General features: G+C 41.2%; 25 protein-coding genes. 9 read left to right on the forward strand and 16 right to left on the reverse strand.

The genetic code is table 11. The annotated features are described in order from the left end of the window. The first annotated feature begins 31 nt into the window (after nt 1–31). Entirely contained in the window at nt 32–877 is an 846-nt protein-coding gene (locus tag E2L03_RS18290; protein ID WP_243839547.1) for a lipoate--protein ligase family protein, read from the forward strand. Between the two features lie 36 nt (nt 878–913). Here the strand turns inward: E2L03_RS18290 and pta are convergent, their stop codons facing one another. Continuing rightward, on the reverse strand, nt 914–1909 hold the full coding sequence (pta, locus tag E2L03_RS18295) for a phosphate acetyltransferase (RefSeq protein ID WP_038484180.1): 996 nt from the start codon (nt 1907–1909) through the stop codon (nt 914–916). Between the two features lie 186 nt (nt 1910–2095). On the opposite strand from pta, the gene E2L03_RS18300 reads away from it, so the two are divergent. Both E2L03_RS18300 and hemQ read left to right on the forward strand, forming a co-directional pair. Then, nucleotides 2096–2845, forward strand: a complete 750-nt coding sequence (locus E2L03_RS18300; RefSeq protein WP_134260019.1) for an enoyl-CoA hydratase/isomerase family protein — start codon at nt 2096–2098, stop codon at nt 2843–2845. A gap of 72 nt (nt 2846–2917) precedes the next feature. Continuing rightward, nucleotides 2918–3667, forward strand: coding sequence for a hydrogen peroxide-dependent heme synthase (gene hemQ / locus E2L03_RS18305; protein WP_095150967.1), 750 nt, complete (start codon nt 2918–2920; stop codon nt 3665–3667). A 39-nt stretch (nt 3668–3706) separates the two neighbouring features. On the opposite strand, the gene yidC is transcribed toward hemQ, so the two are convergent. From yidC to E2L03_RS18325, 4 genes are all read right to left on the reverse strand, one after another. Next, complete coding sequence (gene yidC, locus E2L03_RS18310; RefSeq protein WP_243839548.1) at nt 3707–4462, reverse strand: membrane protein insertase YidC; 756 nt, start codon at nt 4460–4462, stop codon at nt 3707–3709. Between the two features lie 83 nt (nt 4463–4545). After that, entirely contained in the window at nt 4546–4806 is a 261-nt protein-coding gene (locus E2L03_RS18315; protein ID WP_134260021.1) for a hypothetical protein, read from the reverse strand. An 84-nt stretch (nt 4807–4890) separates the two neighbouring features. Then, complete coding sequence (locus E2L03_RS18320; RefSeq protein WP_038484197.1) at nt 4891–6144, reverse strand: ABC transporter permease; 1254 nt, start codon at nt 6142–6144, stop codon at nt 4891–4893. Continuing rightward, complete coding sequence (locus E2L03_RS18325; protein WP_055735467.1) at nt 6137–7039, reverse strand: ABC transporter ATP-binding protein; 903 nt, start codon at nt 7037–7039, stop codon at nt 6137–6139. Before E2L03_RS18325 ends, E2L03_RS18320 begins: the two co-directional genes overlap by 8 nt. 345 nt (nt 7040–7384) lie before the next feature. Here E2L03_RS18325 and E2L03_RS18330 point away from each other — a divergent pair, with 345 nt between their 5' ends. Together E2L03_RS18330 and gerQ are read left to right on the forward strand one after the other, a co-directional pair. Continuing rightward, a complete protein-coding gene (locus E2L03_RS18330; RefSeq protein ID WP_038484203.1) occupies nt 7385–7816 on the forward strand; it encodes a cell wall hydrolase in 432 nt (143 codons plus the stop codon). Between the two features lie 20 nt (nt 7817–7836). Beyond that, entirely contained in the window at nt 7837–8328 is a 492-nt protein-coding gene (gene gerQ / locus E2L03_RS18335; RefSeq protein ID WP_038484206.1) for a spore coat protein GerQ, read from the forward strand. 193 nt (nt 8329–8521) lie between these two features. Here the strand turns inward: gerQ and E2L03_RS18340 are convergent, their stop codons facing one another. After that, nucleotides 8522–8896: a DUF423 domain-containing protein gene (locus E2L03_RS18340; protein ID WP_038484209.1), complete on the reverse strand. Its 375-nt coding sequence runs from the start codon at nt 8894–8896 to the stop codon at nt 8522–8524. Between the two features lie 107 nt (nt 8897–9003). On the opposite strand from E2L03_RS18340, the gene E2L03_RS18345 reads away from it, so the two are divergent. Next, nucleotides 9004–9609 (forward strand): GNAT family N-acetyltransferase, encoded by a 606-nt coding sequence (locus E2L03_RS18345; RefSeq protein WP_134260023.1) that lies wholly within the window; start codon nt 9004–9006, stop codon nt 9607–9609. 63 nt (nt 9610–9672) lie between these two features. Here the strand turns inward: E2L03_RS18345 and E2L03_RS18350 are convergent, their stop codons facing one another. The 4 genes from E2L03_RS18350 to E2L03_RS18365 form a co-directional block, all read right to left on the reverse strand. Beyond that, a complete protein-coding gene (locus E2L03_RS18350) occupies nt 9673–9966 on the reverse strand; it encodes a YwdI family protein (protein ID WP_038484215.1) in 294 nt (97 codons plus the stop codon). A 64-nt stretch (nt 9967–10030) separates the two neighbouring features. Next, nucleotides 10031–10744: an exonuclease domain-containing protein gene (locus E2L03_RS18355; protein ID WP_134260025.1), complete on the reverse strand. Its 714-nt coding sequence runs from the start codon at nt 10742–10744 to the stop codon at nt 10031–10033. 12 nt (nt 10745–10756) lie between these two features. Continuing rightward, nucleotides 10757–11653: a DUF294 nucleotidyltransferase-like domain-containing protein gene (locus E2L03_RS18360; RefSeq protein ID WP_038484221.1), complete on the reverse strand. Its 897-nt coding sequence runs from the start codon at nt 11651–11653 to the stop codon at nt 10757–10759. After that, nucleotides 11653–12933, reverse strand: a complete 1281-nt coding sequence (locus E2L03_RS18365) for an ammonium transporter (protein ID WP_038484224.1) — start codon at nt 12931–12933, stop codon at nt 11653–11655. The genes E2L03_RS18360 and E2L03_RS18365 overlap by 1 nt, the downstream gene beginning before the upstream one ends. Before the next feature lie 186 nt (nt 12934–13119). On the opposite strand from E2L03_RS18365, the gene E2L03_RS18370 reads away from it, so the two are divergent. Continuing rightward, nucleotides 13120–13758, forward strand: coding sequence for a spore coat protein (locus E2L03_RS18370; protein WP_038484227.1), 639 nt, complete (start codon nt 13120–13122; stop codon nt 13756–13758). A 40-nt stretch (nt 13759–13798) separates the two neighbouring features. Here E2L03_RS18370 and E2L03_RS18375 read toward each other — a convergent pair whose 3' ends face one another. From E2L03_RS18375 to E2L03_RS18390, 4 genes are all read right to left on the reverse strand, one after another. After that, nucleotides 13799–14833, reverse strand: coding sequence for an AbrB family protein (locus tag E2L03_RS18375; protein ID WP_055735471.1), 1035 nt, complete (start codon nt 14831–14833; stop codon nt 13799–13801). Then, nucleotides 14823–15524, reverse strand: coding sequence for a uracil-DNA glycosylase (locus E2L03_RS18380; protein WP_038484233.1), 702 nt, complete (start codon nt 15522–15524; stop codon nt 14823–14825). The genes E2L03_RS18375 and E2L03_RS18380 overlap by 11 nt, the downstream gene beginning before the upstream one ends. A gap of 98 nt (nt 15525–15622) precedes the next feature. Continuing rightward, the gene (locus E2L03_RS18385) at nt 15623–16975 is read right to left on the reverse strand and encodes a YjiH family protein (RefSeq protein WP_095150974.1); all 1353 of its coding nucleotides are present in this window, start codon (nt 16973–16975) and stop codon (nt 15623–15625) included. A gap of 60 nt (nt 16976–17035) precedes the next feature. Next, nucleotides 17036–18424 carry a methyl-accepting chemotaxis protein gene (locus tag E2L03_RS18390; RefSeq protein ID WP_134260027.1) on the reverse strand — a complete coding sequence of 463 codons (1389 nt, stop codon included), beginning with the start codon at nt 18422–18424 and terminating at the stop codon, nt 17036–17038. A gap of 138 nt (nt 18425–18562) precedes the next feature. Between E2L03_RS18390 and pdxK the strand changes: the two genes are divergently transcribed. Continuing rightward, on the forward strand, nt 18563–19372 hold the full coding sequence (pdxK, locus tag E2L03_RS18395) for a pyridoxine/pyridoxal/pyridoxamine kinase (RefSeq protein ID WP_134260029.1): 810 nt from the start codon (nt 18563–18565) through the stop codon (nt 19370–19372). Nucleotides 19373–19398: 26 nt separating this feature from the next. Here pdxK and hutH read toward each other — a convergent pair whose 3' ends face one another. Further along, nucleotides 19399–20886, reverse strand: coding sequence for a histidine ammonia-lyase (gene hutH, locus E2L03_RS18400; RefSeq protein ID WP_134260031.1), 1488 nt, complete (start codon nt 20884–20886; stop codon nt 19399–19401). A gap of 213 nt (nt 20887–21099) precedes the next feature. On the opposite strand from hutH, the gene E2L03_RS18405 reads away from it, so the two are divergent. Then, complete coding sequence (locus tag E2L03_RS18405; protein ID WP_124742837.1) at nt 21100–21927, forward strand: hypothetical protein; 828 nt, start codon at nt 21100–21102, stop codon at nt 21925–21927. A gap of 40 nt (nt 21928–21967) precedes the next feature. On the opposite strand, the gene glnA is transcribed toward E2L03_RS18405, so the two are convergent. After that, nucleotides 21968–23326 carry a type I glutamate--ammonia ligase gene (gene glnA / locus E2L03_RS18410; protein WP_038484251.1) on the reverse strand — a complete coding sequence of 453 codons (1359 nt, stop codon included), beginning with the start codon at nt 23324–23326 and terminating at the stop codon, nt 21968–21970. Nucleotides 23327–23687: the final 361 nt, after the last annotated feature.

Here is a 23687-nt window from a genome sequence, read left to right on the forward strand (position 1 = left end):
AAGGCTAGTTACATGGTATACTAGTAGCGGCATGAAAGGAATGATTTTATTGGTTAACGCATCACCATTCCAGTCTAAAGTGAGCACATGGAAGCTTATTGATCACAGCAAAAAATTTTTACAAACAAGTGCATTGCATTCTTTTGCGTATGACGATTTGCTTTGTACCCTTGCAGGCAAAAAAGACCAACCTTCCCTTCGATTTTGGGTTCATCAAAACACAATCGTATTAGGGACACAGGACTCGCGTTTAGACTATATCAATGAAGCAATAACGTTTCTTAAAAAAAACAACTACCACGTTGTCGTTCGTAATTCTGGAGGCTTAGCCGTTTTGTTAGATGACGGTGTTCTCAATCTTTCTCTTATTTTCCCTGGCGAAACAACTTCCTCTATTGATGCTGGATACGAGCGCATGGTTGCGTTGATTCGCGCCCTGTTTCCTCAAGCGACTATTCAAACAGGTGAAGTGGTGGGATCCTATTGCCCAGGAAGCTACGACTTGAGTATTGACGGCAAGAAATTTGCAGGCATTTCACAGCGGAGAATCCGTGGGGGAATTGCTGTGCAAATTTATTTATGTGTAACAGGCAGCGGAGCCCAAAGAGCTCACATGGTAAAACAAATGTATGAACACGGCATCGGGCAGTCGAAACCTTCCTACACTGTCCCCTCCATTGACCCAGCCGTTATGGGTTCATTAAATGAGTTACTAAATACGACCTATACAGTAGAAGAAATTGTTCAACGTACAATTGACACTGCGTCAACCTTTGGTATATCCCTTGAACCCCATATGCTTTCAGAAGAAGAAGATCTTCTTTTTGAAGCACAGCTTGAGCGGGTGACGCAACGTCAACATCGTTGTCTTCAATAAAAAAAAGCTTTCGGATTCTAAACCGAAAGCTTTTTCTTATGCTTTTTGCGTTTCTGTTTGCGTAATAGCTTGCATAGCGGTAATTAAGCTTAGCTTATACACATCGTCTACGTTACAGCCACGAGATAAATCATTAACTGGTTTATTTAACCCTTGTAAGATTGGTCCAATCGCATCGTAGCCACCAAGTCTTTGAGCAATCTTATAGCCAAGGTTTCCTGACTCTAAGCTAGGGAAGATAAAGACATTGGCTTCACCCTTTAATGGTGAATCTGGAGCTTTCTTCTGTGCAACTGCAGGTACAAACGCTGCATCAAACTGGAATTCTCCATCAATAACAAGGTCTGGACGGCTTTCTTGAGCAATTTTCGTAGCTGCAGATACCTTTTGCGTTTCTTGAGACGATGCAGAGCCAAGAGTTGAGAATGACAGCATCGCTACCTTTGGATCAATTCCAAACAATTTAGCCGTGTCTGCCGTTGCTGTTGCAATTTCAGCTAACTCTTCTTCATTAGGTGAAATATTAATCGCACAGTCACCGAACACGAACTTTTTGTCTTCCTTTACCATGATAAACACACCGGATGTGCGTTTAATACCAGGTAATGTTTTAATAATTTGTAAAGCTGGACGAACTGTGTCGCCAGTTGAATGGGCCGCACCGCTCACTAAGCCATCTGCTTTTTCCATGTAAACAAGCATGGTCCCAAAATAGTTTACATCCATAAGAAGTTCACGTGCCTGCTCTTCCGTTGCTTTCCCTTTACGTCTTTCAACGAAAGCTTCGACCATAGCATCAAGATGTGCATACGTCTTTGGATTATAAATGGTAACATCATCAATCTTTACGTTTATTTTATCAGCAAGAGACGCAATCTCGTCTGGATTTCCAATTACAATCGGTTCAACTACGTTATCCGCTGCAAGCTTAACCGCAGCTTCAAGAACACGTTCATCGGTTCCTTCTGGCAATACGATACTTGGTTTATGAGACCCTACCTGCTGCTTAATATCAGCAAATAAATTACTCACGTTAAATAACCTCCTTCAGTTTTCGTTCTTCTTCTATTTTAGGATACCCTGCTTTAGAAGAAAAGGAAACAGACTCCTATAAAGCGTTAATTTTAAAAATTGACACATTGATTACGCTTACATATAATTAAAGGGTTTTCATTCGTTCTAATCGAATTATGTAGAAAACCATTCTAGGAGGATTTTATGAGTGACCAACTAGTAAAACTAGCTATTAAGAACAATGTTGCAACGATTACTTTGAATCGACCAGAAGTGAGAAATGCTTTAAACGATGAGGCTCACGAACAACTTTATACAGCATTTGAAGAAGCGAACGAAGACAGTGAAGTTCGTGTTATTGTGCTAACAGGAAGTGGAAATGCCTTTTGTTCTGGAGCAGACTTAAAATCCATTGATCCTAACGATTTAGAAAATGTAAATTACGGAAGAATTTTAAGAGAAACATACAATAAATTAATTACCCTTATGGCTCACATTGGGAAGCCTATTATTGCTCATATTAATGGTGTTGCTGTAGGAGCAGGTCTTAGTATCGCACTCGCTTGTGATTATCGGGTTGCAGATCAAGGAGCCAGCTTTGGTTTAGGGTTTTTAAAGATAGGCCTTGTTCCTGATGCAGGAATGTCTTATTACTTGCCTCGATTGGTCGGCTACCCTAAAGCGTTGGAGCTCGCTATAATGGATACCATTTCTAGCGAAAAAGCGTTAGACATCGGGTTAATTAGTAGCATTGACAATATTGATAAAACGATACAAAGCTGTTTAGCACTCCCACCAACAGCTTATCGGTTAATGAAAAACAATTTCAGAGAGAGCTTTGATCATCATTTAGCAGAGCTATTAGAGATGGAAGTTACTGCTCAACGAGAAGCCAGTGAATCAAAAGAACATCGTGTAGCACTTGACTATTTTGTGAATAAAAGTAAGCGATAACGTTTCTCACTCAGCATTTCCCCTTCCTTATGGTATAGTGTATAGAGAGATCATTAGAGGAGGATTTGTACGATGAATGAAGCAGCTAAAACCCTTGATGGTTGGTATGTTTTGCACGATTTTCGCAAGATTGACTGGAGCTCATGGAAGGCGGTTCCACAAAACGAGCGGGATGGTATGATTGAGGAATTTACGGCACTACTGAACCAATGGAACGATACAGAAGCAAATGGTAAAGGAAGTCACGCATTGTATTCCATCGTTGGTCAAAAAGCAGATCTTATGATTATGCTCCTTCGTCCAACAATGGAAGAATTAAATGAGATTGAGCTTGCTTTAGATAAGTCTGGACTAGCCGATTACACGCTTCCGACTTATTCCTATGTTTCTGTTGTTGAACTAAGCAACTATTTAGCAAAAGAATCTGATGAAGATCCTTATGAAAATCCGTATGTTCGCTCACGCCTTTATCCAGAACTTCCTAAATGGAAGCATGTTTGTTTCTATCCGATGGACAAGCGACGTGAAGGCAACGATAACTGGTACATGCTGCCAATGGAAGAGCGTAAAGACTTAATGCGTAGTCATGGCATGATTGGGCGCAGTTACGCAGGTAAAGTAAAACAAATCATTTCCGGCTCTGTAGGTTTTGACGACTGGGAATGGGGCGTGACATTATTTTCTGACGATGTGCTTCAGTTTAAAAAATTGGTTTATGAAATGCGCTTTGATGAAGTTTCGGCTCGTTATGGAGAGTTCGGATCGTTCTATGTCGGCAATCTGTTGGAGAAGGAAGCGCTCTCTAAGTATTTTCAGCTATAAGTAAAAAAAGTTCATCGCCAGTGGCGATGAACTTTTCTTTTATGCACGATCTTTCTCAACATCTTCTTTATTCAAGTTCGGGCGTACAATGATAAAGTAAGTTTGAACAATCATGAAGATGTTACCGATTACCCAGTAAAGCGCTAATGCTGATGGCAAGGTCAATCCGGCAATGATAATCATTACTGGCATAATCCACAGCATGATGTTCATTGGGTTTGGCATCCCTTCACCTAACGGATTAGCAGGCATTTGGCTCATCGACATTTTAAATTGAACAAATGTTGTTATACCAGCAATAAACGGAAGAACTGGATCCATTTGTCCAAGATTAAACCAAAGGAAATCACTTTCAGGTCCTTGCCCAATTGCTTCCGTTCGCATTATTGCAAAATAAAGCGCCATAACAATTGGAATTTGCACAAGTGCAGGTAAACAACCAGCGGCTGGATTAACGCCATGCTTTTGGTACATACCAATCATTTCCGATTGCACTTCTCGTTGTTTCTCAGGATTCCCTTGCGCTTTTTTCATGCGCTCTTGAATCTCCTGCATTTCAGGTCTTAACGCCTGCATCGCTCGCGAACTTTTTTGTGATTTTAACGCAAGTGGCAGAATCAGCAAACGAATCAAGATGGTTACAATGACAATCCCCCAACCAAAATGACCTCCAGTCAAATCAGAGAAGAATTGAATTAAAAATGACATTGGATAGACAAAAAATGAGTTCCAAAAGCCTTCAGAGTCAGCCGTTATAGGCTCGTCTATTCCACAGGCAGCAAGTACTACTGCCATAAACAATAAGCTAGTTGTTAAAAATATTTTCCTTTTCATACGTATCTCTATTTCCTCCTTTGTTGTCTCACATCGCTGTTTCTTTAGACAACAAAGTACAGTTCATCGTCATCTTGACAGCTCTTATCTCGAAAGTACGGAATCTTCGGGCGTACGCGAGTAGTAACTGGCGACGGAGGAAGATCAATCATTCTTCCTGTATTTAACGTTTTACGAACAGGACGCTTCATCTTCACATGCATTCTGTGGAGCTTAATGTTCTCATATGCTAAACAAGCAAGAATAGGAAGCAATATACCAACATGAATCCATATAAACGATAGCTCTAGAAATAAATCAATCATCCTCCATCACCTCCTCCGATACCTTTTCACAATATTCCCATCTTACCATACTCACTGAGCAAGAACAAATCTGTTTTCCTGTATTTATTTTTCTTTTTTCGACACAGCCAGGGCTTGTTTAATATTCTTCTTAAAGGATAACTTCCCGTACATCAGTACGCCGCCTTTGTAAACACGAGCTGCAATGACATTGATGATAATTGCGCTAATGACCATGATGCCAATTAACAACGCAATTTCAAATGGAGCGATCGACCCTACACCCACACGTAAAATTAAAAGCTGAGGTGTGAAAAATGGGATATAAGAGGCCACTGTAACGAATGGGGAATCTGGTGAACCTTGACTGAATGACACAATAAAGAACCCAATCAATGCAAGAAAAATCAATGGCTGTACAGACTGATTGACCTCTTCCGTTCGGCTGACAAGAGCGCCGAGCATAGCGGCAATCCCACCGAAAATAAAGTAGCCAAGCACAATCGATACAATACCATAACCTATAAGTGTTAGATCAATAACATCAGAAGATAGAAACTCTGAAATGTTTTCACCAGCGATGGTCATACCAATCACAAACGCAATAAGCAACGTAAATAAGTTAACAACACCGGCTAGGGCAATTCCTGTTAATTTACCAAACATCTGGACAACTGGATTGACACTTGAAACGAGTAGCTCCATTACTCGTGATGACTTCTCCGTAGCAACCTCGGTTGCAATCATTGTGCTAAAAAGAATGACGATAAAGAAAATCACATACGTAATGCCAAAGACTGTAAAAAAGGAAGCCGCGCTTTCTTCTTCACTTTCTACTGCCTCGCCCTCTTCTAATGATAACTGTTCAAACGCAATTGGCTGATAGACCGCAGCAAGCTGTTCTTCGTTAATATCTAGCTCACTCGTCAATACACCTTCTTTTAAACGCTGAATCTGCTGTTCCACATCCATAGCCACAGTTGTAGAATCATTATATAAAGAAACATCTAACGAATCAGTTGTACCTTTTAGTTGCACAACCCCATCATATGTACCGTCCTCAGCTTCGTTTAAAGCGTCTTCTAGAGATTGATTATCCATTAGCACAAACGTTGTCTCTTCCTCGAATTCGCTCGGTCCGGTTAAGCTTTGTGCGATAATGCCTGCATCTTCACTATCATCCACAACGGCAATCTTCGTAGCGTTATCGCTATCTCCATCTGAAAATAAATCTATAATAGTTGTAATATTTGTTAAGCCAATAATAAGAAGCATCATAAATGCCGATGAAATTAAAAACGATTTCGTGCGGATTTTAGCGCTTAATGTATGTGCAACAATTGTACCGAAATTATTCATTTGCATCTCCCCCTACTTTGTCGATAAAGATATCGTGTAAGCTCGGCTCTTCCACTTCAAACTTACGAACAAACCCTTTGTCAGCAAGAATGGAAAAAATCTCTTTCGCAGCGTCTTCATTCTCCACTTGAATTTTCACACCATTCTTTGTTTCCGTGTACTGGGTAACCTGATTCTGTTCTTTTAGAAAACTCAAGTCATAATCAGCGGAGATAGAAACGGTTTTAATACCGTAACCGCGTTTAATTTCCGTTAAATTTCCTTGAAGAACCGCTTTACCACGTTTCAACATAATAATGTCTTCACACATTTCTTCTACATTATTCATCTGGTGACTAGAGAACACAATCGTTGTCCCTTGATCTTGAATATGGCGCACTGCTGCTTTCAACATATCTGAATTAACTGGATCAAGACCACTGAAAGGTTCATCTAATATGAGCAATTCCGGTTTATGTAAGACAGCTGCGATAAACTGAATCTTTTGCTGATTCCCTTTAGAAAGCTCTTCTACTTTTTTCGTTTCATATTCCGTCACTTTAAAGCGTTCTAGCCATAAACGCATTTCATCAATAATGACATTCTTTTTCATTCCTTTTAACTTTCCTAAATAAATCAGTTGGTCTCTAACTGTTAACTTAGGATAAAGTCCTCGTTCCTCTGGCAAATAGCCAATCAGATTTGTGTACTTGTACGATAGCTTTTGTCCGTTCCACGTCACCGTTCCGTTTGAAGGTTCTAATAGGCCAATAATCATTCGGAACGTCGTTGTTTTACCTGCGCCGTTTGCTCCGAGCATGCCAAACATTTGCCCTTTTTCTACACTTACTGAAATACCATCCACTGCTGTATGATTCCCAAACTGTTTTTCTACGTTATCAATGATTAACGTCATTAAAGTCAACCCTTTCTATTTCGGCTTCAGCTATATACCAACTAAACGGCTATCATTTATTAGCCTTTCTTTTTTTACGGTTCATCTTCTATAATGGTTTCACTCTCTTAAAATCCCTCCTGATTAACACTGCAAAATCGAAGATGGTCATTTTGACTAAAAATGGATTAGCCCTTTCTATTTTACAGACTATTCTTCTTTTTTTCTATCTTAATTCATTTTTGATCTTTTAACGAGTAGACATATTTGTAACCCATTATACATATGATGGAACGAACCTATATGTGGTTTGACTCGACTTCCACTAACGAACAACGTCAGTCTATCTTTGCGGAGGTGTAAGAAATGGCCGTTATAAAAGCAAATTCCAGTGATGTTGATGTATTAGCACGATTAATGCGAGCAGAAGCAGAAGGAGAAGGAGAAGAGGGCATGCTCATGGCGGGGAACGTGATGGTGAACCGGACAAGAGTGAGATGTTTAGACTTTGGAGGGGTTAATAGCATTCCCGATATGGCTTATCAGTCTCCAGGTGGTTTTGAAGCTGTTCAGAAAAGCTATTTTTACCAACGAGCTCGTGAACGAGATAGACGTTTGGCGAGAAGGGTTATTAATGGGGAACGCTTCTATCCAGCCGAATTTGCATTATGGTTCTTTCGTCCTGACGGTCCTTGTCCAGCAGAATGGTGGGGGCAGTGGAACACAGGCCGTTACAAAGCACACTGCTTTTATCAACCAACACCAGCTGAATGCGAAGAAGTCTTTAATACGTTTTAAGATTAAAAAGGAGTGATCACATGTACCAAAATCAGTGGCAAAATCAAGGTGGGCAACAAGGCCAAGGGAGCGGGCAGGAACACCACCAAGGGCAGTCTATGCAAGGCCAACCGATGTATGGCCAACAATCTATGCAACAACAATCGCCTCAGCCTTACTTTTCTTCACAAAACTACCAGACGCCAGGCTTTGTTCAACAGCAGATGTCAGGTGTAGATGCAAGCATGTTGCCAATTGAACAGTCATTTATTGAAAATATTTTGCGTTTAAATCGCGGCAAACTTGTAACAGTTCATCAGACATTTGAAGGCAACAGTGAATGGAATGCGCGAGTGTTTCGCGGTCGCATTGAAGAAGCCGGACGCGACCACATTATTATTGGCAATCCAGAAACCGGAGAGTATTATTTACTTTTAATGGTGAATTTAGATTTTATTACGTTTGATGAACCAATTGATTATACATACCAATATGGGTATGAACCGAGTTTATCCCAGTATTCACCTCGCTAACTCAAAGAGGCTGGGACATAACGAAAAGTAGTATTTGAAAAGACGAATAGTCTAAAATATGTTGAGTAGCACCGCTACAGGAGAATCCTTCCGCTCATTTTCATATAAAACAAACGACGAACGTTCCTATTTTCAGGAATGTTCGTCATTTTGGTCTGTCTATCTACTTTTGTCCCAGCCTCTTTTTGCTTATTTAAAAATGGCGCATAGCCGCAATTCCTAGCAATATCCAGCCAACAATAAAAGCAAGTCCGCCAATAGGTGTAATGGCACCAAGCTTCGTTATGCCTGTTAGCGCCATAACGTATAGGCTACCCGAGAAAAGAACAATACCTATTAAAAACGCCCAACCTGCTCCATGAATCATTTGATTGCCGAGCATTTTTACCGACAGTACCCCTACAAACAATAAACCGATACCGTGAATCATATGATATTGTACACCTGTCTGGTAATTTTTTAACATCCGCTCGCTAATGCGCCCTTCCAAACCGTGTGCGCCAAATGCACCAATGGCTACAGCTAGCGCCATGACAATCGCACCAATGAAAATAAAAAGTTTTCCCATATTCGAGCACTCCTTCCATATAACACTCATTCCTGTTAAATTCCCATCCATCGCGTTCCATTCAAGCCCATGCTATGATAAGGTAAACGAAATTCGGAGGGGATGGTATGATACGCGTTCGTCCTTATACTTTAGCTGATTTTGATGGTTTATTACAAGTCCAAAAAGAAGCATTTCCACCGCCTTATCCAGGGGAACAACTTTGGAGTAAAGATGACATCTCAGCTCATGTAGACACCTTTCCAGAAGGCGCCCTTCTTGCTGAATACAATAACACCATCGTCGGTTCAGCTACATCGCTGTTAACAAATGCTGCCGACCATTCTCATTCTTGGAGTGACATAAGTGATAATGGAACCATTCGGCAAACCCATGACCCTAATGGTAAGACGTTGTATGGAATTGATTTATGTGTACATCCGACGTACAGAAATCTTGGAATTGCAAAAGCCCTTTATGATGCAAGAAAAGAAACCGTACGAACGTTACAGTTGCACCGCTATGCCGCGGGGAGTCGATTACCTGGTTATCATCACTATGCACAAACATTACCCATAGAAGAATACGTCGAGAGTGTACAAGCAGGTAAGAGAACGGACCCTGTTCTTTCCTTTATGTTAAAACAAGGATTAACCGTTGTTCGCATTGAAAAAGACTATTTACCAGACGTAGAATCAAACAATTATGGTGTGCTTGTAGAATGGCGGCCTTGAATATCCTGTGTTTGAAAAAAAGGCGACCATCCATTTAAGGATAATCGCCTTTTGTCCATTTGTCTAAAAATCAAGCAAATTTCGTTTTTCTTCTCGCTCATCTGCTTCTGTCGTTGACTGTTTGAGTACTGGTTTTTGTGGAGGCGGTTGAACAGGAGATTGTACAACTGGCTTTTGCAGTGTTGATGTTTGAAGTGGTTCATCTACTTGCTGACTGCCTTTTATCACATGACAGTAACTTTCAATAACGGATGCCGCTTCTTTTACATCTATCCAGCTGTCCCTGCTTGCCGCTCCTTTCATCTTTTCTATTTGTCGTTCCATTTGTTCAATAAGATGTTCAACTTTAATGAGCATAGTGTCCTCCTTTCGAACACAGCTCTATGATAGCATGCTTCAGCCGTTCAATGCGAGAGTGTGGTTACTTTTTAGCCGCAAGGGCTTTGTATAAGTCAGATAGTGTTGCATAACCTGCATGATCGGCAACCACTAGATGCTTCACCCATAATTGTGCAGCCATGTGGGCATCTGCAAGAGCATGATGTCGATTCCCTACCGCAATATCGTATGCATGACACCAATCTTCTAACTGTTCAAACGACTGATGCGCTGCTGTAAGTTGCGTCAGAAAAGATGTATCAATTAAACGATGGGTGAACGTTCGACCGAGTTCATGCCACGTTGCGTGGCGCATAAACCGTCGTTCATGGGCAGCATGATGAGCAATAAGAGTAGAGGAACCAACAAACTGGTAGAAAGCCAGTAAAACGTCCTTTAACGCTTCTGATTGTTCTAACTCTGCAGTAGTCAAACCGGTTAGTTGTAAAATTTCTGCAGAAGGCGTCTGTTTTGGCTTAATGGTTTTATAGAAATGTTCATGTAAAATGGAAGAACCTTTAATTTTCACCGCTCCGATTGAAAGAATCGAGTCACCATAATCTGGCTGAAACCCACTTGTCTCTAAGTCAAAAACCACCATTGGTAATTCACGCAGTGGTTCATCCAGCACATCCTTTTGCGCTTCCTTTTGATACTGACGAAAACGCGCCATTTGACTTGCTTGATCTGCACTTGAAGACGAGACACCTGGAGTGAATCTAGCCGAGATTTGCCGCATGATCGTTATTAAGTTCATACTACCACACGCCTATTCATGATTTTGTTGAATGCTCCGATAAAATGATCGTCCTTCTCGAATACATTTTTTAAGGAATTTCCGCTCTTCTTTTGTAAGGGTTTCCGGAAAAACATGTGTAAATGTTCCATGATTCTCTCCCCATAGCACACGTTTAGTTTGGATCTCTAAAAAAGATGCCATTACGTGTTGCTCACTATTGATAAACGCACTTTGCTGCATACGTTCCAATGTCGAAGCCGCATCAATTCCTTCCTGCAAGGCAAGTAATCGCATCCCGTTCACATAAGGAAAGAGCACCTGTTCTTTTAAATTGATTGTTCCTTGGTATTCACCATACTGTTCTTCCAACAATTGTCCAAATCCATTCAATCCTTTAGGAATTCTACCTGTATTTTCCGTAAAGCGACTCATCGGTATGCGTCCTTCCTTTATTTCTAAAAAAAGACGTTGCTTTAGGTGGGTGAGCCACTGATTGTCACCTAACACCGTTCTAGAATCAAAAAACGTTAATAAATAGCGGACATGCTCAAATTGATTTTCTTTTATCCAAAAGTCAAGTTGTTCATTCCATTCCTTATAGGATCGACACCAGCGTTTAGTTGAGGCCATAACCCCTCCTTCACACCGTTCATATCCCTTATCTTCAAGTGCTTTAACGATCTCTTCTCCTAAAGTAAGAAAGTATCGTTGACACGCTTCTTCTCCATCGTAAATGATGCCATGATCTTGATCGGTTTGATAGAGCTGTTCCTCTCTTCCGGCACTGCCCATAAAGAAAAACGCAAAGGGAGCAGGGATTTTTCCCAGCTCCTTCGTCGTCTTATCTAAAGCAACTTGTAAAGCATCATTACGTTGCTGTTCTTGCTGATTTAAACGCTGCTTCATTAATTCTGATATCTCCACCATTATGAGCCTATATTCGAAGAACGTTCTTGTTCTTGCTGAACATTCTCAGGATAGCCGTATGAACCGTGTTCACTCATATCTAGACCAAGAATTTCTTCTTCTTCTGTTACACGTAGTGTACCGCCAACAAGACTCTTTGTAAGGAGAAGTAAGACGTAAGAAGCACCAAATGCAAACGCAGCACATACTACAACGCTTAAGGCTTGCACGCCTAATTGATCAATTCCTCCACCATAGAATAAGCCAGCTCGACCACCGTTTAATGCTGCAAGCTCAGGTGTAGCAAAAAATCCTGTCGAAAGCGTGCCCCAGACACCAGCCACTCCGTGTACACTAAGCGCAAAAATAGGATCATCGATTTTTAACTTGTCAAACATTCTCATACTAACAACTACTATTAGTCCACCGATCATACCGATCACAACCGCAGCCCAAGGATCAACGAAAGCACACGATGCAGTAATAGCAACAAGACCGGCTAATGCTCCGTTTAACGTTGTTGGGACATCGGCTTTGCCACTCATTGCCCAAACTAAGAATAATGCTGCAATCGTTCCTGCACCTGCTGCTAGCTGTGTATTTAAGGCAACAAAGCCAAAAAATGCTCCATCAAGCCCACCTGTTGAGCCTGCATTAAAACCAAACCAACCAACCCAAAGGATCAATACACCTAAAGCCGTATACACCTGGTTATGTCCAGATAAATCGTTCACTTTTCCGTTTTTACCATATTTACCGAGGCGAGGCTTTAATAGGATTGTCGCAGCAAGAGCTGCCATTGCACCTGTTAAGTGAACAACTGTTGAGCCGGCAAAGTCTTGCTTCCCTAAATCAGCAAGCCATCCCTGATCAGACCATATCCAGTGTGCCACTAACGGATAGACAAATGCTGAAAATAGAACCGCAAAAATTGCGTAAGCCGCAAGCTTCCCTCTTTCAGCGAATCCACCAAAAGCAATCGTTAAAGCAATTGCTGCAAACGTTAATTGAAAAAAGAAATCGACAGAACCAATTCCATCCGTCGCACTACCATAAAAGAAATTAGAAAGACCTATAATTGCATTTCCTTCTCCATAAATAAATCCGTAACCCACTGCCCAGAATACTAACGAGGCGACCCCTACTGTAAAAATGGTCTTTCCAGCAATATGACCCGCATTCTTCATTCGGGTAGAGCCTGCCTCAAGAAGAATAAATCCCCCTTGCATTAATAGAACTAGGACGGCGGCAACCGTTAGCCATAAATTATCTACTAATACCAATGCTTCATCTCCACTCATCTACAATCCCCCTCGTATAAAATGGTTTATCTATATGATCATTATAAGCGGATGTCGAAATTGTTCCATAAGTCCGTCAGTTTATCTGACAGTCTTTCTTCCTTTTTTTGACCAACATAGGATTCGTTTTGGATACATACACTATACTCGGCTTGATCAACACATTTTCGAATAGGGGGCATTTAAATGATGAATCAACAACCATCAGGACACGTTAACTCTTCACAGGTAGCTCCTACGTTAAACCACGGAGGACATGATTTATTCGACAGTCATGAAATTATAGCTGGAATGATCAATGTACTTGATCAATATATGATCTTTCGCACATTTATGTCGGACCAAGAGCTCATTTCTTTACTGGATCGTCAATATACCTTTATTGAAAGCCAGTATAATGTTCTTGCTCAAGCGTTCTCCACAGGGCAACCACCAAGCCAGTCAACAGGTGTATACAAGATGACCCTTTCACATGATGTTCAGTTTGGTCTTACACCAAGCCAACCGAAAAAGCCAAACCGCAACATTTCAGAAGTGAAAGAGGCAGGTTTATCTGCCCATATGCTCGGTTTAATTAAAGGACAAGCATCACTCATGGGAATGGCTGCTTCTGAGATCACCAACCCGATCGTCCGTCGAATTGTAGCAGACACGGTACCGAACTTTATAGAATTAGCCTATGAAATTTTTCTGTACCAAAATAAGCATCAGTATTATCAAGTTCCACAGCTAAATGACCGCGATGCCCAAGCTATGACAAGTGCGTATCAGCCAGTTATTGGCCAAAAGGCAACAATGCCACAGCCAAAAACACCTATCCAGTAAAAAAACAGCTGCTTTTCGTATACGAAAAGCAGCTGTTTTGCTATGATTTTATTGGTTTCTTCGCAAACCACTTTAATAAAAAAGGTAAGGCTAGAAACAGGCCAAGCACTCGTAACATTTGCAACGTCGCCACTACGGTTGCATCTAGCTGTAATGTCGCCGCGGTAGATGCCATTTCAGCAGCTCCTGCCGGAACAATAGCAAGCAACGTTGTATAAAATGGGAGCGGGCTTAAAACGAAAAAAATTAAAGCCAATCCAATACTCATTAAGACATACAACAAAAGTGTCAACGCACTAGCTCCACCAATTCGCTTTAATTCTTTCACTGTTTTCCGGTCAAACCTCATTCCGATCAACGAACCAATTAACACTTGTGCCATCCCCATTACAACGTTTGGCATAGCATAGTCTGGAACAGCAAGTTGATGAGCAGTAAAGCCAAACAGAATCGCAACAAACATTGGCGCACCTGGAAAAGAAAGAAAACGACTAAGAAAGAACACCAGAATAGCTAAACCGAAGGCTAGCCCAATCAACCCTCCATCCGCCCACAGCCCTTGTGGCTCTTCTATTATAGGTACAGCATTGGCCCTTGAACCAACACCAACGATAAGGGGCACTGAAAACACAAATAAGGTAATGCGTGCTGTATGAAATGCAGCAACAATTCGCTGGTCAGCCTGGTACCGTTCACTAAGCGCAATCACTTCTGATGCGCCTCCTGGTAAACAACAAAAGAAAGCTGTATTCCCTTCAAGCTTCGTCCATTTACCAAACAGCTTCCCAAGAGCAATGCCACCAATAAGAGTGAGTACTAATGATAACAGGAAAGCCGGTAATAGTGTTCGATATGCCCAAACCTCTTCTGGAACAACCATAAACCCAATTACCACACCAACTAGAGCAAGGGATAACGTAAACAATTCGCTTCGAAAGATGAGCTTATCTATGAAAAAAGACCAAACCATTCCTGTTAACAAGGCACCCAGCAACCACCCAGCTGGTAGCCCTACCCATTGGAAAAACCAACCGATTAGAAACGAAGTGGTAAAAAAAAGCAGCTTACTCCCCATTTGATCCTTTCCCTTCAATCGTTAACGGCAGCTGCCAATCAATAGGTGTCTCGTCCATCGACGTAAGCCACTTATTGATTTTTGAAAATGGGCGACTTCCAAAAAAACCTCTATGGGCCGAAAACGGACTCGGGTGTGGCGATTGGACAATAAAATGCTTGTTCTCATCAATTAACGCTAATTTTGCTTGTGCATGCTTTCCCCACAATACAAAAGCTACTGGTTTCTCTCGTTCGTTTAGCGTCGCAATGACGTTATTTGTAAAAACTTCCCACCCTTTCCCTTGGTGAGAACCTGGTTGCTTTTGACGAACGGATAGCACAGTATTTAATAACAATACACCTTGCTTCGCCCAGGACTCTAAATAACCGTGAGTAGGTGGTTGACAACCGATATCCTCTTCTAACTCTTTATACATATTTTTCAAAGAAGGCGGTGTTTTTACATCAGGCTTAACGGAAAAGCTTAATCCATGAGCTTGATTTGGTCCATGGTAAGGATCTTGACCAAGAATAACCACCTTTACGTCTTTATAAGGAGTAAGATGAAGCGCATTAAATAAATCATGCATAGGTGGATACACCACTTCATTTGCATATTCGTGCTTCAAAAATTCCCGTAGCTGGATATAATACTCTTTAGAAAACTCTTGACCGACATAGTCGTGCCAATCGTTCTGTAAAATCGTCATCTGTTTACTCCTTTCCTATCCGATTTCCTTCAATCATACGCCTCTCCGCATACGTTGACAAACAGAAGAGAACTGACGCGATCCGCCAGTTCTCTGTCTTATAAAAGCAAATGCCCCATTAAAACAATAATTGGTAACGTAATAATGGTTCGAACCAAGAAGATCAAAACAGCATCTAAAAATGTAATGGGTATTTTAGAGGCAACAAGAACGCCACCTGTTTCAGACATATAAATGAGCTGCGATACAGACAACGTCGCAATAATAAACAACGTTAATTCACTTGTAATGCCAAAGGACTCTGCTAAGATAGCAGGCAATAACATATCAGCAAAGCCAATCAAAAGGGTTTGGCTGGCTGCAGCCGCTTCTGGTATGTTCATCCATTCCAAAACCGGTACGAACGGTACTGCTAACCACTCAAAGACTGGCGTAAAATTAGCCACACCTGCCGCAATGGTACCAATTGCCATGACAACAGGCAGGACTCCAAACCATAAATCAAAGACCGTCTTGAAGCCTGTTTGAAGATTCTTTCCTTGCTTAAAGCTTTCTTCAGCGCGTAAGGATGCCTGAGCAAAGCCATTTTTTACGACGTTTTTTTCTTTTGGCTCTTCTTGACCTTCGCTACCATCAATATACGTATTGGCTTTACGCGATAACGGTGGAATCCTTGGCGTAATCACTGCCGCTACAAATCCTGCAATAAATAATGTTAAAAAGAATTGCCAGAACAAATGAGAAATCCCTAATCGACCTAATATCGAAATACTAAACGTAATGGAAACAACAGAAAAGGCAGAAGCAACGATAGCAGCCTCTCTCGCAGTATACTTTCCTGCTTCATATTGATTGTTCGACATCATAATACCTACAGTACCATCCCCGACCCAAGAAGCCATTGAATCGATCGAAGCACGACCTGGTAGGCGGAACAGCGGTCTCATGACGTTTTTTAATAATGAGCCGAAGAACTCCATTAACCCAAAGTTCAGTAGCAATGGTAAAAGCAACCCTGCAAACAAAAAGATTGAAAAAAGGAATGGAAGCAAGTCTGTTAACAATAACTGCCCTGTATCTTCCGAAATTAAGAATTCAGGCCCAACGTTCATAAACACAAGAATGGCTAGAATAGCCCCTACAATTCGGACGACAATCCAAACAGGTGTCGTCGCAAAGATACTTACCCAAAAAGATTCCGTTTGGCTTTGTTTCTTCACACGAGTGGCAATGATAGAAACAATAGCTGTCACAATGAGGAGTATGGTCACAATAACCGTAATAACCTCAACCGATAGCAACTCCATTAAGAAATCAGAAGCAAACATGACAGGTAGCTGTACAGATCGACCGTCCTCTGTATCAATGGGGATTGGTGTCATAAATAGAAAAATTCCAAGTATAGACGGAATGATAAACATTAATGCATTTTTAACTGTTACGTTATTCATAAAAAGTCCTCCGACCGGATAATAATAAGCAATAATGAATCATTATACAACTTCTTGTCTTTAAGCGCTATGGGAAATCTCATTATTAACGTTTTCTTTTTCTTCACTCTCTTCTGTCGATGTCCTTTTTAGTAAAGCTGTCACCCTTGAAAGCTCTTCCACCGCCATCTCAATTGTCTTAACTTTTTTAATGACCTCTTCCATTATGCCTACTTGTTCACTCGCTAAGGCTACACCATTTCTTGATTCTTCTCCACTTGCTTCACTTGCTTTTTTTAACGAATCAATTTGTTCTACTAACGCTAATGTACTAAAAGCAATTGATTGAGTAGAAGAAGAAACAGAATAAATATCACGATTTAAGCCGTTACACGCTAAATGAATCTCCCCTAATATTGTTTCGACTTCTGTATTAGCTGTAAGTCCATGCTGTATACCTTCGTTCCCACGGCTCACTTCATCTAGCACAGTTTGAACATCTCCCTGTACAGTTTCAATAACGGTTCCCATTTGACTTGCCGCTACTTGCGATTCAGCCGCTAGCTTTCTCACTTCTTCTGCTACTACTGCAAATCCCCTCCCTTGTTCTCCTGCATGTGCTGCTTCAATTTCTGCGTTTAGTGCAAGTAAGTTTGTTTGGTTCGCTATTGCAGAGACGGTTTGTACCGTTTCATACAAGCGCTTTGAGCGCTCATACAGATGATGAACCACTTCATATGTGCGTTTATTATTTTCTGCAATCGCTCCCATGTATGAGGTCGAATCATTTGCCTTTTTGTTTCCATCCTCAACAAGGTTTCGCACCGATTCTGTCGCATTTTCAGCGGCTGCCAACGCAACTGTTATGTGTTCCACCTTTTCTGAAAGATCATCTGTAGAACGTACACTTTCTTGAGACGTTCGTACTTGATCTTGCACTGCATGCATCATTCTTTGATTTCCTTTTTCAATGGTAGCGGCAGATTGTAACGTTTTGTTAGACTGGTCTGTCAGGTAAGTGGTAGAAGAAATAAGGGTTTGTGCTACAGTAGATGCTCTTTCCATTGTTCTTTTTAATTCTTCCGTCATCTGGTTAAACGCTTGTGTAAAATGGGCAAATTCATTCTCTCCAACTATTGGAAGAGGTTTGTGTGAGAAATCACCTGTTGCAAGTTGATTTGCTCTTCTCACTAGACGCTTTAATGGAATAAGAATCATACGAGCTTGATGTCTCGCTATCCATGCACCAATGATAATGAACGCGACAAGAACGACCCACAAAAATAGCAGCTGTACGGATAATGATTGCTGCAATGTGGTTAATTGCTCTACGTGTTCACTTCCTACTTTTCCCGAAAGTTGCTCTAGCGTTTGGTTCGTTGTTCTCATAAAAAATGTAACGAGTACACCAAACAAGATTATGAGTCCTCCTATCACACTGTACCCTTTCACTAATTTCTTCTGTATCAAGACGTCTCCTCCTTAATCTACTGTTCTTCTCCTATATATCGGAAAATTGATCGATCCTTTCCATATGAGTAACATACTTTCCCTGTCGTTTTTTTTCTACTATAATAGACACAACAGAGATAAAGGAGAGACTAAATCATGAAACGATACAAAGCGTTAACGATTGCAGGATCTGATACAAGTGGTGGAGCAGGTATTCAGGCCGACTTAAAAACGTTCCAAGAGTTACAAGTATACGGAATGAACGCCCTTACGACTATTGTTGCTCAAAATCCATTTGAAGGCTGGGCACACGAAGTCTTCCCACAAAATCCCGCTATTGTTGCTAAACAAATTGATACAGTATTAAAAGGCATTGGCGTAGATGCAGTCAAGACAGGAATGCTTGGATCAATTGAGATTATTAACATCGTCGCTGAAAAAGTGGACCAATACGGCGTTGATCAACTCGTTGTTGATCCAGTAATGGTGTGTAAAGGTGCTGACGAGGCGTTAAATCCAGAGACCGATGCATGCTTACGAGACGTGCTTGTACCAAAAGCATTTGTTGTGACACCGAATTTATTTGAAGCAACGCAATTATCCGGTGTAGCCATTTCGTCTCTTGAAGATATGAAAGTTGCGGCAAAAGCTATTCATGAGCTAGGTGCGAAGCATGTGGTTATTAAAGGCGGTAGTAAGCTTGAATCCGCCCAAGCTGTTGATGTATGGTATGACGGAGAAGAGTTCCATCTCCTTGAATCAGATGAAATTAACACAACGTATACTCATGGTGCAGGCTGCACATTCGCAGCGGCAATCGCCGCTTCATTAGCTAAAGGAAAAGATGTAAAAGAAGCCATCTATACAGCAAAATCCTTTGTTACCGCCGCCATTAAACACGGAAGTCGTTTAAATGAATACGTCGGCTCCGTTGCTCACGGCGCTTACAACCTTGAACATAAGTAAGACTAGGAGAACGCATAGTGACATCATTATGCGTTCTTTTCTTCCTTAAGCCATGCAGCAAGAGCTTCAATGTCTTTTGCAAACATCCGATCTTCTGTAATGGCGGAAACGATCTTTCTCATTTGAACGTGCCACCTACAAGTAGCTGTCGCCATGTTCTCCGTACCGCGATAAGAAGTCGCCTCCATTGCACAAATCGCTTCAATCGCATAAACATGCCTCACATTCGCAACGACTTCCAATGCATGACGAGCTCCAATCGTCCCCATACTTACATGGTCTTCTTGATTTGCCGAAGATGGGATTGAATCGACACTTGCAGGATGAGCGAGCGTCTTATTCTCCGATACAAGAGCAGCCGCAACATACTGCATAATCATCGCACCAGACTGCAATCCTGGCGCCGGACTTAAAAAAGGTGGTAACGTATTAAGCTGTGGATTCACTAGCCGTTCAATTCGCCGTTCAGAGATATTCCCAAGTTCCGCCATCGCAATCGCCATAAAGTCCATCGCCAATGCAATCGGCTGACCATGAAAATTCCCTCCGGAAATGACTTTTTTCCCACCTTCAACTATAAGCGGATTATCAGTCGCTGCATTCATTTCGATGATGAGCTTCTCTTTTACATAGCCTAAAGTCTGCCATGTTGCTCCATGGACTTGCGGAATACAGCGTAACGAATAAGCGTCTTGAACTCGTTTTTCCCCTTGAGTGGTCACTAACCGACTATCCTTTAAATACGATCTTATTCGAGCGGCACAAGCCGTTTGCTCTGGGTATCCTCTAGCTCTATGAATAGATTCATCAAACGCATCTATAATTCCTTCTAATCCTTCTAACGTTATAGAAGCGATCTTCTCTGCATCATAGGCTAACTTTTCCGCTTCTAAATACGCTATCACACCTGTTGCAGTCATAGCTTGAGTACCATTAATAAGCGCCAAGCCTTCTTTAGCCTGTAACCGAATCGGTGCCATACCAAGCATTTGTAAAGCCTCAAGCGCGGACCTCTTTACACCTCTATACCAAACGTCGCCTTCACCAATTAACGGCAATGCTAAATGAGCCAGCGGTGCTAAATCCCCACTAGCCCCAAGGGAGCCTTTTTGGGGTACGCACGGATAGACATCCATATTAACAAAATCAAGGAGTCGCTGTATCACCTCTATTCGAATGCCTGAGTACCCCTTTACAAGTGCATTCGCCCGTAACAGCATCATCGTCTTTGTTACATCCTTCTCAAACAATGGACCGACCCCACATGCATGGGACACTAACAAATTACGCTGCAACTCTTCTACATCCTCTTTTTCAATTCGGACATCACTAAATTTACCAAAACCAGTGTTTATCCCGTAAACCGTCCGCTGTTCCTCCACAATTTCCTCAACAGCTGAACGACTGTGATGAATGGAAGAGATACACGCAGAATCAATTGCCACTTGTTCGCTTTGCCATAAGATCTTTTTCACATCTTCCATTTCTAATGTTTTTCCAGTTAAATAAACCATAGCTTCACCCCTCTAGTTCATTAAAGCTATAAAAAAGAAGCCGCCCGCTGAAATGATCCTCATTTCAAAGCGAACAGCTCCTGATTCCTTATAACGAGATACCGACAAGACCGAACATTCATGTCTTTCACTCCATTTCGATCATTCTAATAACTAAAGTGTAGGGTTTCATGCTACAATTGTCAACGACTGACATGAAAGGAAAAACGACTTATGACTCATTCAAAAAGACGCATTACACAACAACATCCTCACCAATTAACAAAACAAATACTTTCAATTGATTCTGCTTTACTCATTGCCTCTGCAACAATTCTCGGCTACTTAGTTGCTTACCGCTATCAAATGGGGCAATTTGACTATTACCAAATCAATGAAATCCTTTTTGGGCAGATTTATTTGAATCACATCATCATCGCCATGACTGCGGTTTTTATTTTTATTATTGCCATCTTGGTCATTCAAATTGTACTAAACTGGTATTATAAGCAGCTACCTTATTTTTGGTCAAAAGTAGCAAGCCATATTCTACCTTGGTTTCTTTTTTATCCAGCGATTGCATTTTTGTACGACCAATCCATCTTTTACTTTGTTCCCTTTGCCATTGCTGCTTATTATTTCATCGTTCCTTTATTTTATGGGCGCATACAGCATTATAAAACCACCTTTTTAGAAAAATTGATAACACCGTATGACAATTGGAACTGGCGCGATTATGTTCCATCCTTTATTAAAGATACAAAATTAGAAAAACAGCTCTTATTTAGCATCGTTATTCTAATCCTTCTCCCACAGCTTTCTTTTTTTATTGGTCATTATCTAGCTAGTAACCAGACAGACTACTTGTTATTTAATCATGAAGAAAGAACTCATATCGTTTTGACAACAACGAACGATTCTCTTATTGTCGCACCTTTCAATGCAGAGGACCTTACATTCGAGCAAGAATACACCATTGTTCCGTATAACGGCGTATCAGCATCTTTGTATTCGTTTGATCCTGTCTCCTTAACTTCCGGAATTAAACCTCAGAGCGAATGAAAAAACCACTGACTCGGGTCAGTGGTTTTGTTACGCTGTCTTAAAACTTGCTTTGGTAAGCTGTAAGCTCCCATGCATGAACACTTGTGCGGAAATCATCCCACTCGCCACGTTTTAGCTCAATGTACTCACCAAACGCATGCTCACCAAATGTTTCCCGCCCAATGGAACCTGCTTCAAAACGATCAATAGCGGATTCAAGGCTTGTTGGTAGATTCTCAATTCCACGCTCACTAATTTCCGCCTCTGTCATGTTGAAAATATCTGCGTCAACAGAAGCAGGACACTCTTTTTCATTTTCCACACCATCTAAACCAGCTGCAGCTACAACAGCAAACGCAAGATACGGATTTGCAGATGGATCTGGACAACGAATTTCTACTCGCGTTCCCGCTCCTCTTGTCGCCGGGATACGCACTAACGCTGAACGGTTTGAAGCAGACCAAGCGATATAACAAGGCGCTTCGTAGCCAGGAACAAGACGTTTGTACGAGTTAACAAGCGGATTTGTTACCGCAACAAAATCTTTTACGTTGTCCAGCAATCCAGCAATAAAGTGATACGCTGTTTTGGATAGCGCAATTTTGTCGTCTTCGTTATAGAAGCTGTTCTCTTGCTTCTCGATATCAAATAGAGACATGTTCACGTGCATGCCGTTTCCATTTTCCCCACCAAGTGGTTTAGGCATAAACGTTGCATGTAAGCCGAACTGCTTTGCTACAGTTTTTACGACCCATTTATAAGTTGTCGCTGCATCGGCAGAGCCAAGAGCGTCAGAATATTTAAAATTAATTTCGTGCTGTCCAATCGCTACTTCGTGGTGAGACGCTTCAATTGTGAAGCCCATCATACGTAGAGCTTTATAAATGGCTAAACGAACTTTCTCCCCATCATCTTTAGGTGACGGTTCAAAATAACCACCGACATCCTGTGTGCGAAGCGTTGGTTGACCAAATTCATCTGTATCAAATAAGAAAAACTCTAGCTCAGGCCCGACACTGATTGAATATCCTTTGTCTGCTGCACGCTTAACCGTCTTCTTTAAAATGTTACGAGGATCTCCATCAAAGTCAGAGCCATCAGGCTTTTTTACACTACACAAAAATCTCGCTTCTGAATAGCCTTCTTCCTCTGTCCAAGGTAACACAGCAAATGTCGATAAATCAGGGTTTAAATAAAGATCTGACTGATTGATTGGTGTGAAACCCGTAATAGAAGAACCATCAAACATGGTTTGCCCATTTACAGCTTGGTCCAACTGATCCGCTGTAATGGTTACATGCTTTAGCATGCCTTCAATATCAACGAATTGCATATGAAGTAGCTCAACATTCTTCTTTTCAATTGTCTCCCGAATCGTCTCTAACAAACTTTCTCTCGTCGGCGCTTGAGTTGCCATCTCGAAACACTCCCCTAGATTAGTAGATGTTATGCTCATCTTTTTCTTACTACTACTCTATGACGGATATGACATGCGCGCAATCGTTTTGTTAGATAATCTGACACACTATTCGCTCTGTTAAGGTAAAGGATCGCTATTTAAAAAATTTATTCAATGCCCGTCATTACCGTTTTATTTAGACAATTTTATAGCTCGTGAACCTATGAATAAAGCCGAACGTTTCAAAAGGAAGAAATAAATATAAATAATCGTTCGTTCAAATCAGTTTTATGACTACTTATAAAGTTGACTCCTTTGCATTCAAAAAACGCTATAAGCCATTGGATTTTCAAAAAATCACCCGAGCTTATAGCGCTTT

The organism is Shouchella oshimensis (assembly GCF_004375095.1).
Taxonomy (GTDB): Bacteria; Bacillota; Bacilli; order Bacillales; family Bacillaceae_D; genus Shouchella; species Shouchella oshimensis.

Excerpts from the sequence above, each read along its gene's own strand:
- E2L03_RS18290 (WP_243839547.1), top strand. The coding sequence starts at position 32 with ATGAAAGGAATGATTTTATTGGTTAACGCATCACCATTCCAGTCTAAA.
- E2L03_RS18300 (WP_134260019.1), top strand. The coding sequence starts at position 2,096 with ATGAGTGACCAACTAGTAAAACTAGCTATTAAGAACAATGTTGCAACG.
- hemQ (WP_095150967.1), top strand. The coding sequence starts at position 2,918 with ATGAATGAAGCAGCTAAAACCCTTGATGGTTGGTATGTTTTGCACGAT.
- yidC (WP_243839548.1), bottom strand. The coding sequence starts at position 4,462 with ATGGCAGTAGTACTTGCTGCCTGTGGAATAGACGAGCCTATAACGGCT.
- E2L03_RS18315 (WP_134260021.1), bottom strand. The coding sequence starts at position 4,806 with ATGATTGATTTATTTCTAGAGCTATCGTTTATATGGATTCATGTTGGT.
- E2L03_RS18320 (WP_038484197.1), bottom strand. The coding sequence starts at position 6,144 with ATGAATAATTTCGGTACAATTGTTGCACATACATTAAGCGCTAAAATC.
- E2L03_RS18325 (WP_055735467.1), bottom strand. The coding sequence starts at position 7,039 with ATGACGTTAATCATTGATAACGTAGAAAAACAGTTTGGGAATCATACA.
- E2L03_RS18330 (WP_038484203.1), top strand. The coding sequence starts at position 7,385 with ATGGCCGTTATAAAAGCAAATTCCAGTGATGTTGATGTATTAGCACGA.
- gerQ (WP_038484206.1), top strand. The coding sequence starts at position 7,837 with ATGTACCAAAATCAGTGGCAAAATCAAGGTGGGCAACAAGGCCAAGGG.
- E2L03_RS18340 (WP_038484209.1), bottom strand. The coding sequence starts at position 8,896 with ATGGGAAAACTTTTTATTTTCATTGGTGCGATTGTCATGGCGCTAGCT.
- E2L03_RS18345 (WP_134260023.1), top strand. The coding sequence starts at position 9,004 with ATGATACGCGTTCGTCCTTATACTTTAGCTGATTTTGATGGTTTATTA.
- E2L03_RS18350 (WP_038484215.1), bottom strand. The coding sequence starts at position 9,966 with ATGCTCATTAAAGTTGAACATCTTATTGAACAAATGGAACGACAAATA.
- E2L03_RS18355 (WP_134260025.1), bottom strand. The coding sequence starts at position 10,744 with ATGAACTTAATAACGATCATGCGGCAAATCTCGGCTAGATTCACTCCA.
- E2L03_RS18360 (WP_038484221.1), bottom strand. The coding sequence starts at position 11,653 with ATGGTGGAGATATCAGAATTAATGAAGCAGCGTTTAAATCAGCAAGAA.
- E2L03_RS18365 (WP_038484224.1), bottom strand. The coding sequence starts at position 12,933 with ATGAGTGGAGATGAAGCATTGGTATTAGTAGATAATTTATGGCTAACG.
- E2L03_RS18370 (WP_038484227.1), top strand. The coding sequence starts at position 13,120 with ATGATGAATCAACAACCATCAGGACACGTTAACTCTTCACAGGTAGCT.
- E2L03_RS18375 (WP_055735471.1), bottom strand. The coding sequence starts at position 14,833 with ATGGGGAGTAAGCTGCTTTTTTTTACCACTTCGTTTCTAATCGGTTGG.
- E2L03_RS18380 (WP_038484233.1), bottom strand. The coding sequence starts at position 15,524 with ATGACGATTTTACAGAACGATTGGCACGACTATGTCGGTCAAGAGTTT.
- E2L03_RS18385 (WP_095150974.1), bottom strand. The coding sequence starts at position 16,975 with ATGAATAACGTAACAGTTAAAAATGCATTAATGTTTATCATTCCGTCT.
- pdxK (WP_134260029.1), top strand. The coding sequence starts at position 18,563 with ATGAAACGATACAAAGCGTTAACGATTGCAGGATCTGATACAAGTGGT.
- hutH (WP_134260031.1), bottom strand. The coding sequence starts at position 20,886 with ATGGTTTATTTAACTGGAAAAACATTAGAAATGGAAGATGTGAAAAAG.
- E2L03_RS18405 (WP_124742837.1), top strand. The coding sequence starts at position 21,100 with ATGACTCATTCAAAAAGACGCATTACACAACAACATCCTCACCAATTA.
- glnA (WP_038484251.1), bottom strand. The coding sequence starts at position 23,326 with ATGGCAACTCAAGCGCCGACGAGAGAAAGTTTGTTAGAGACGATTCGG.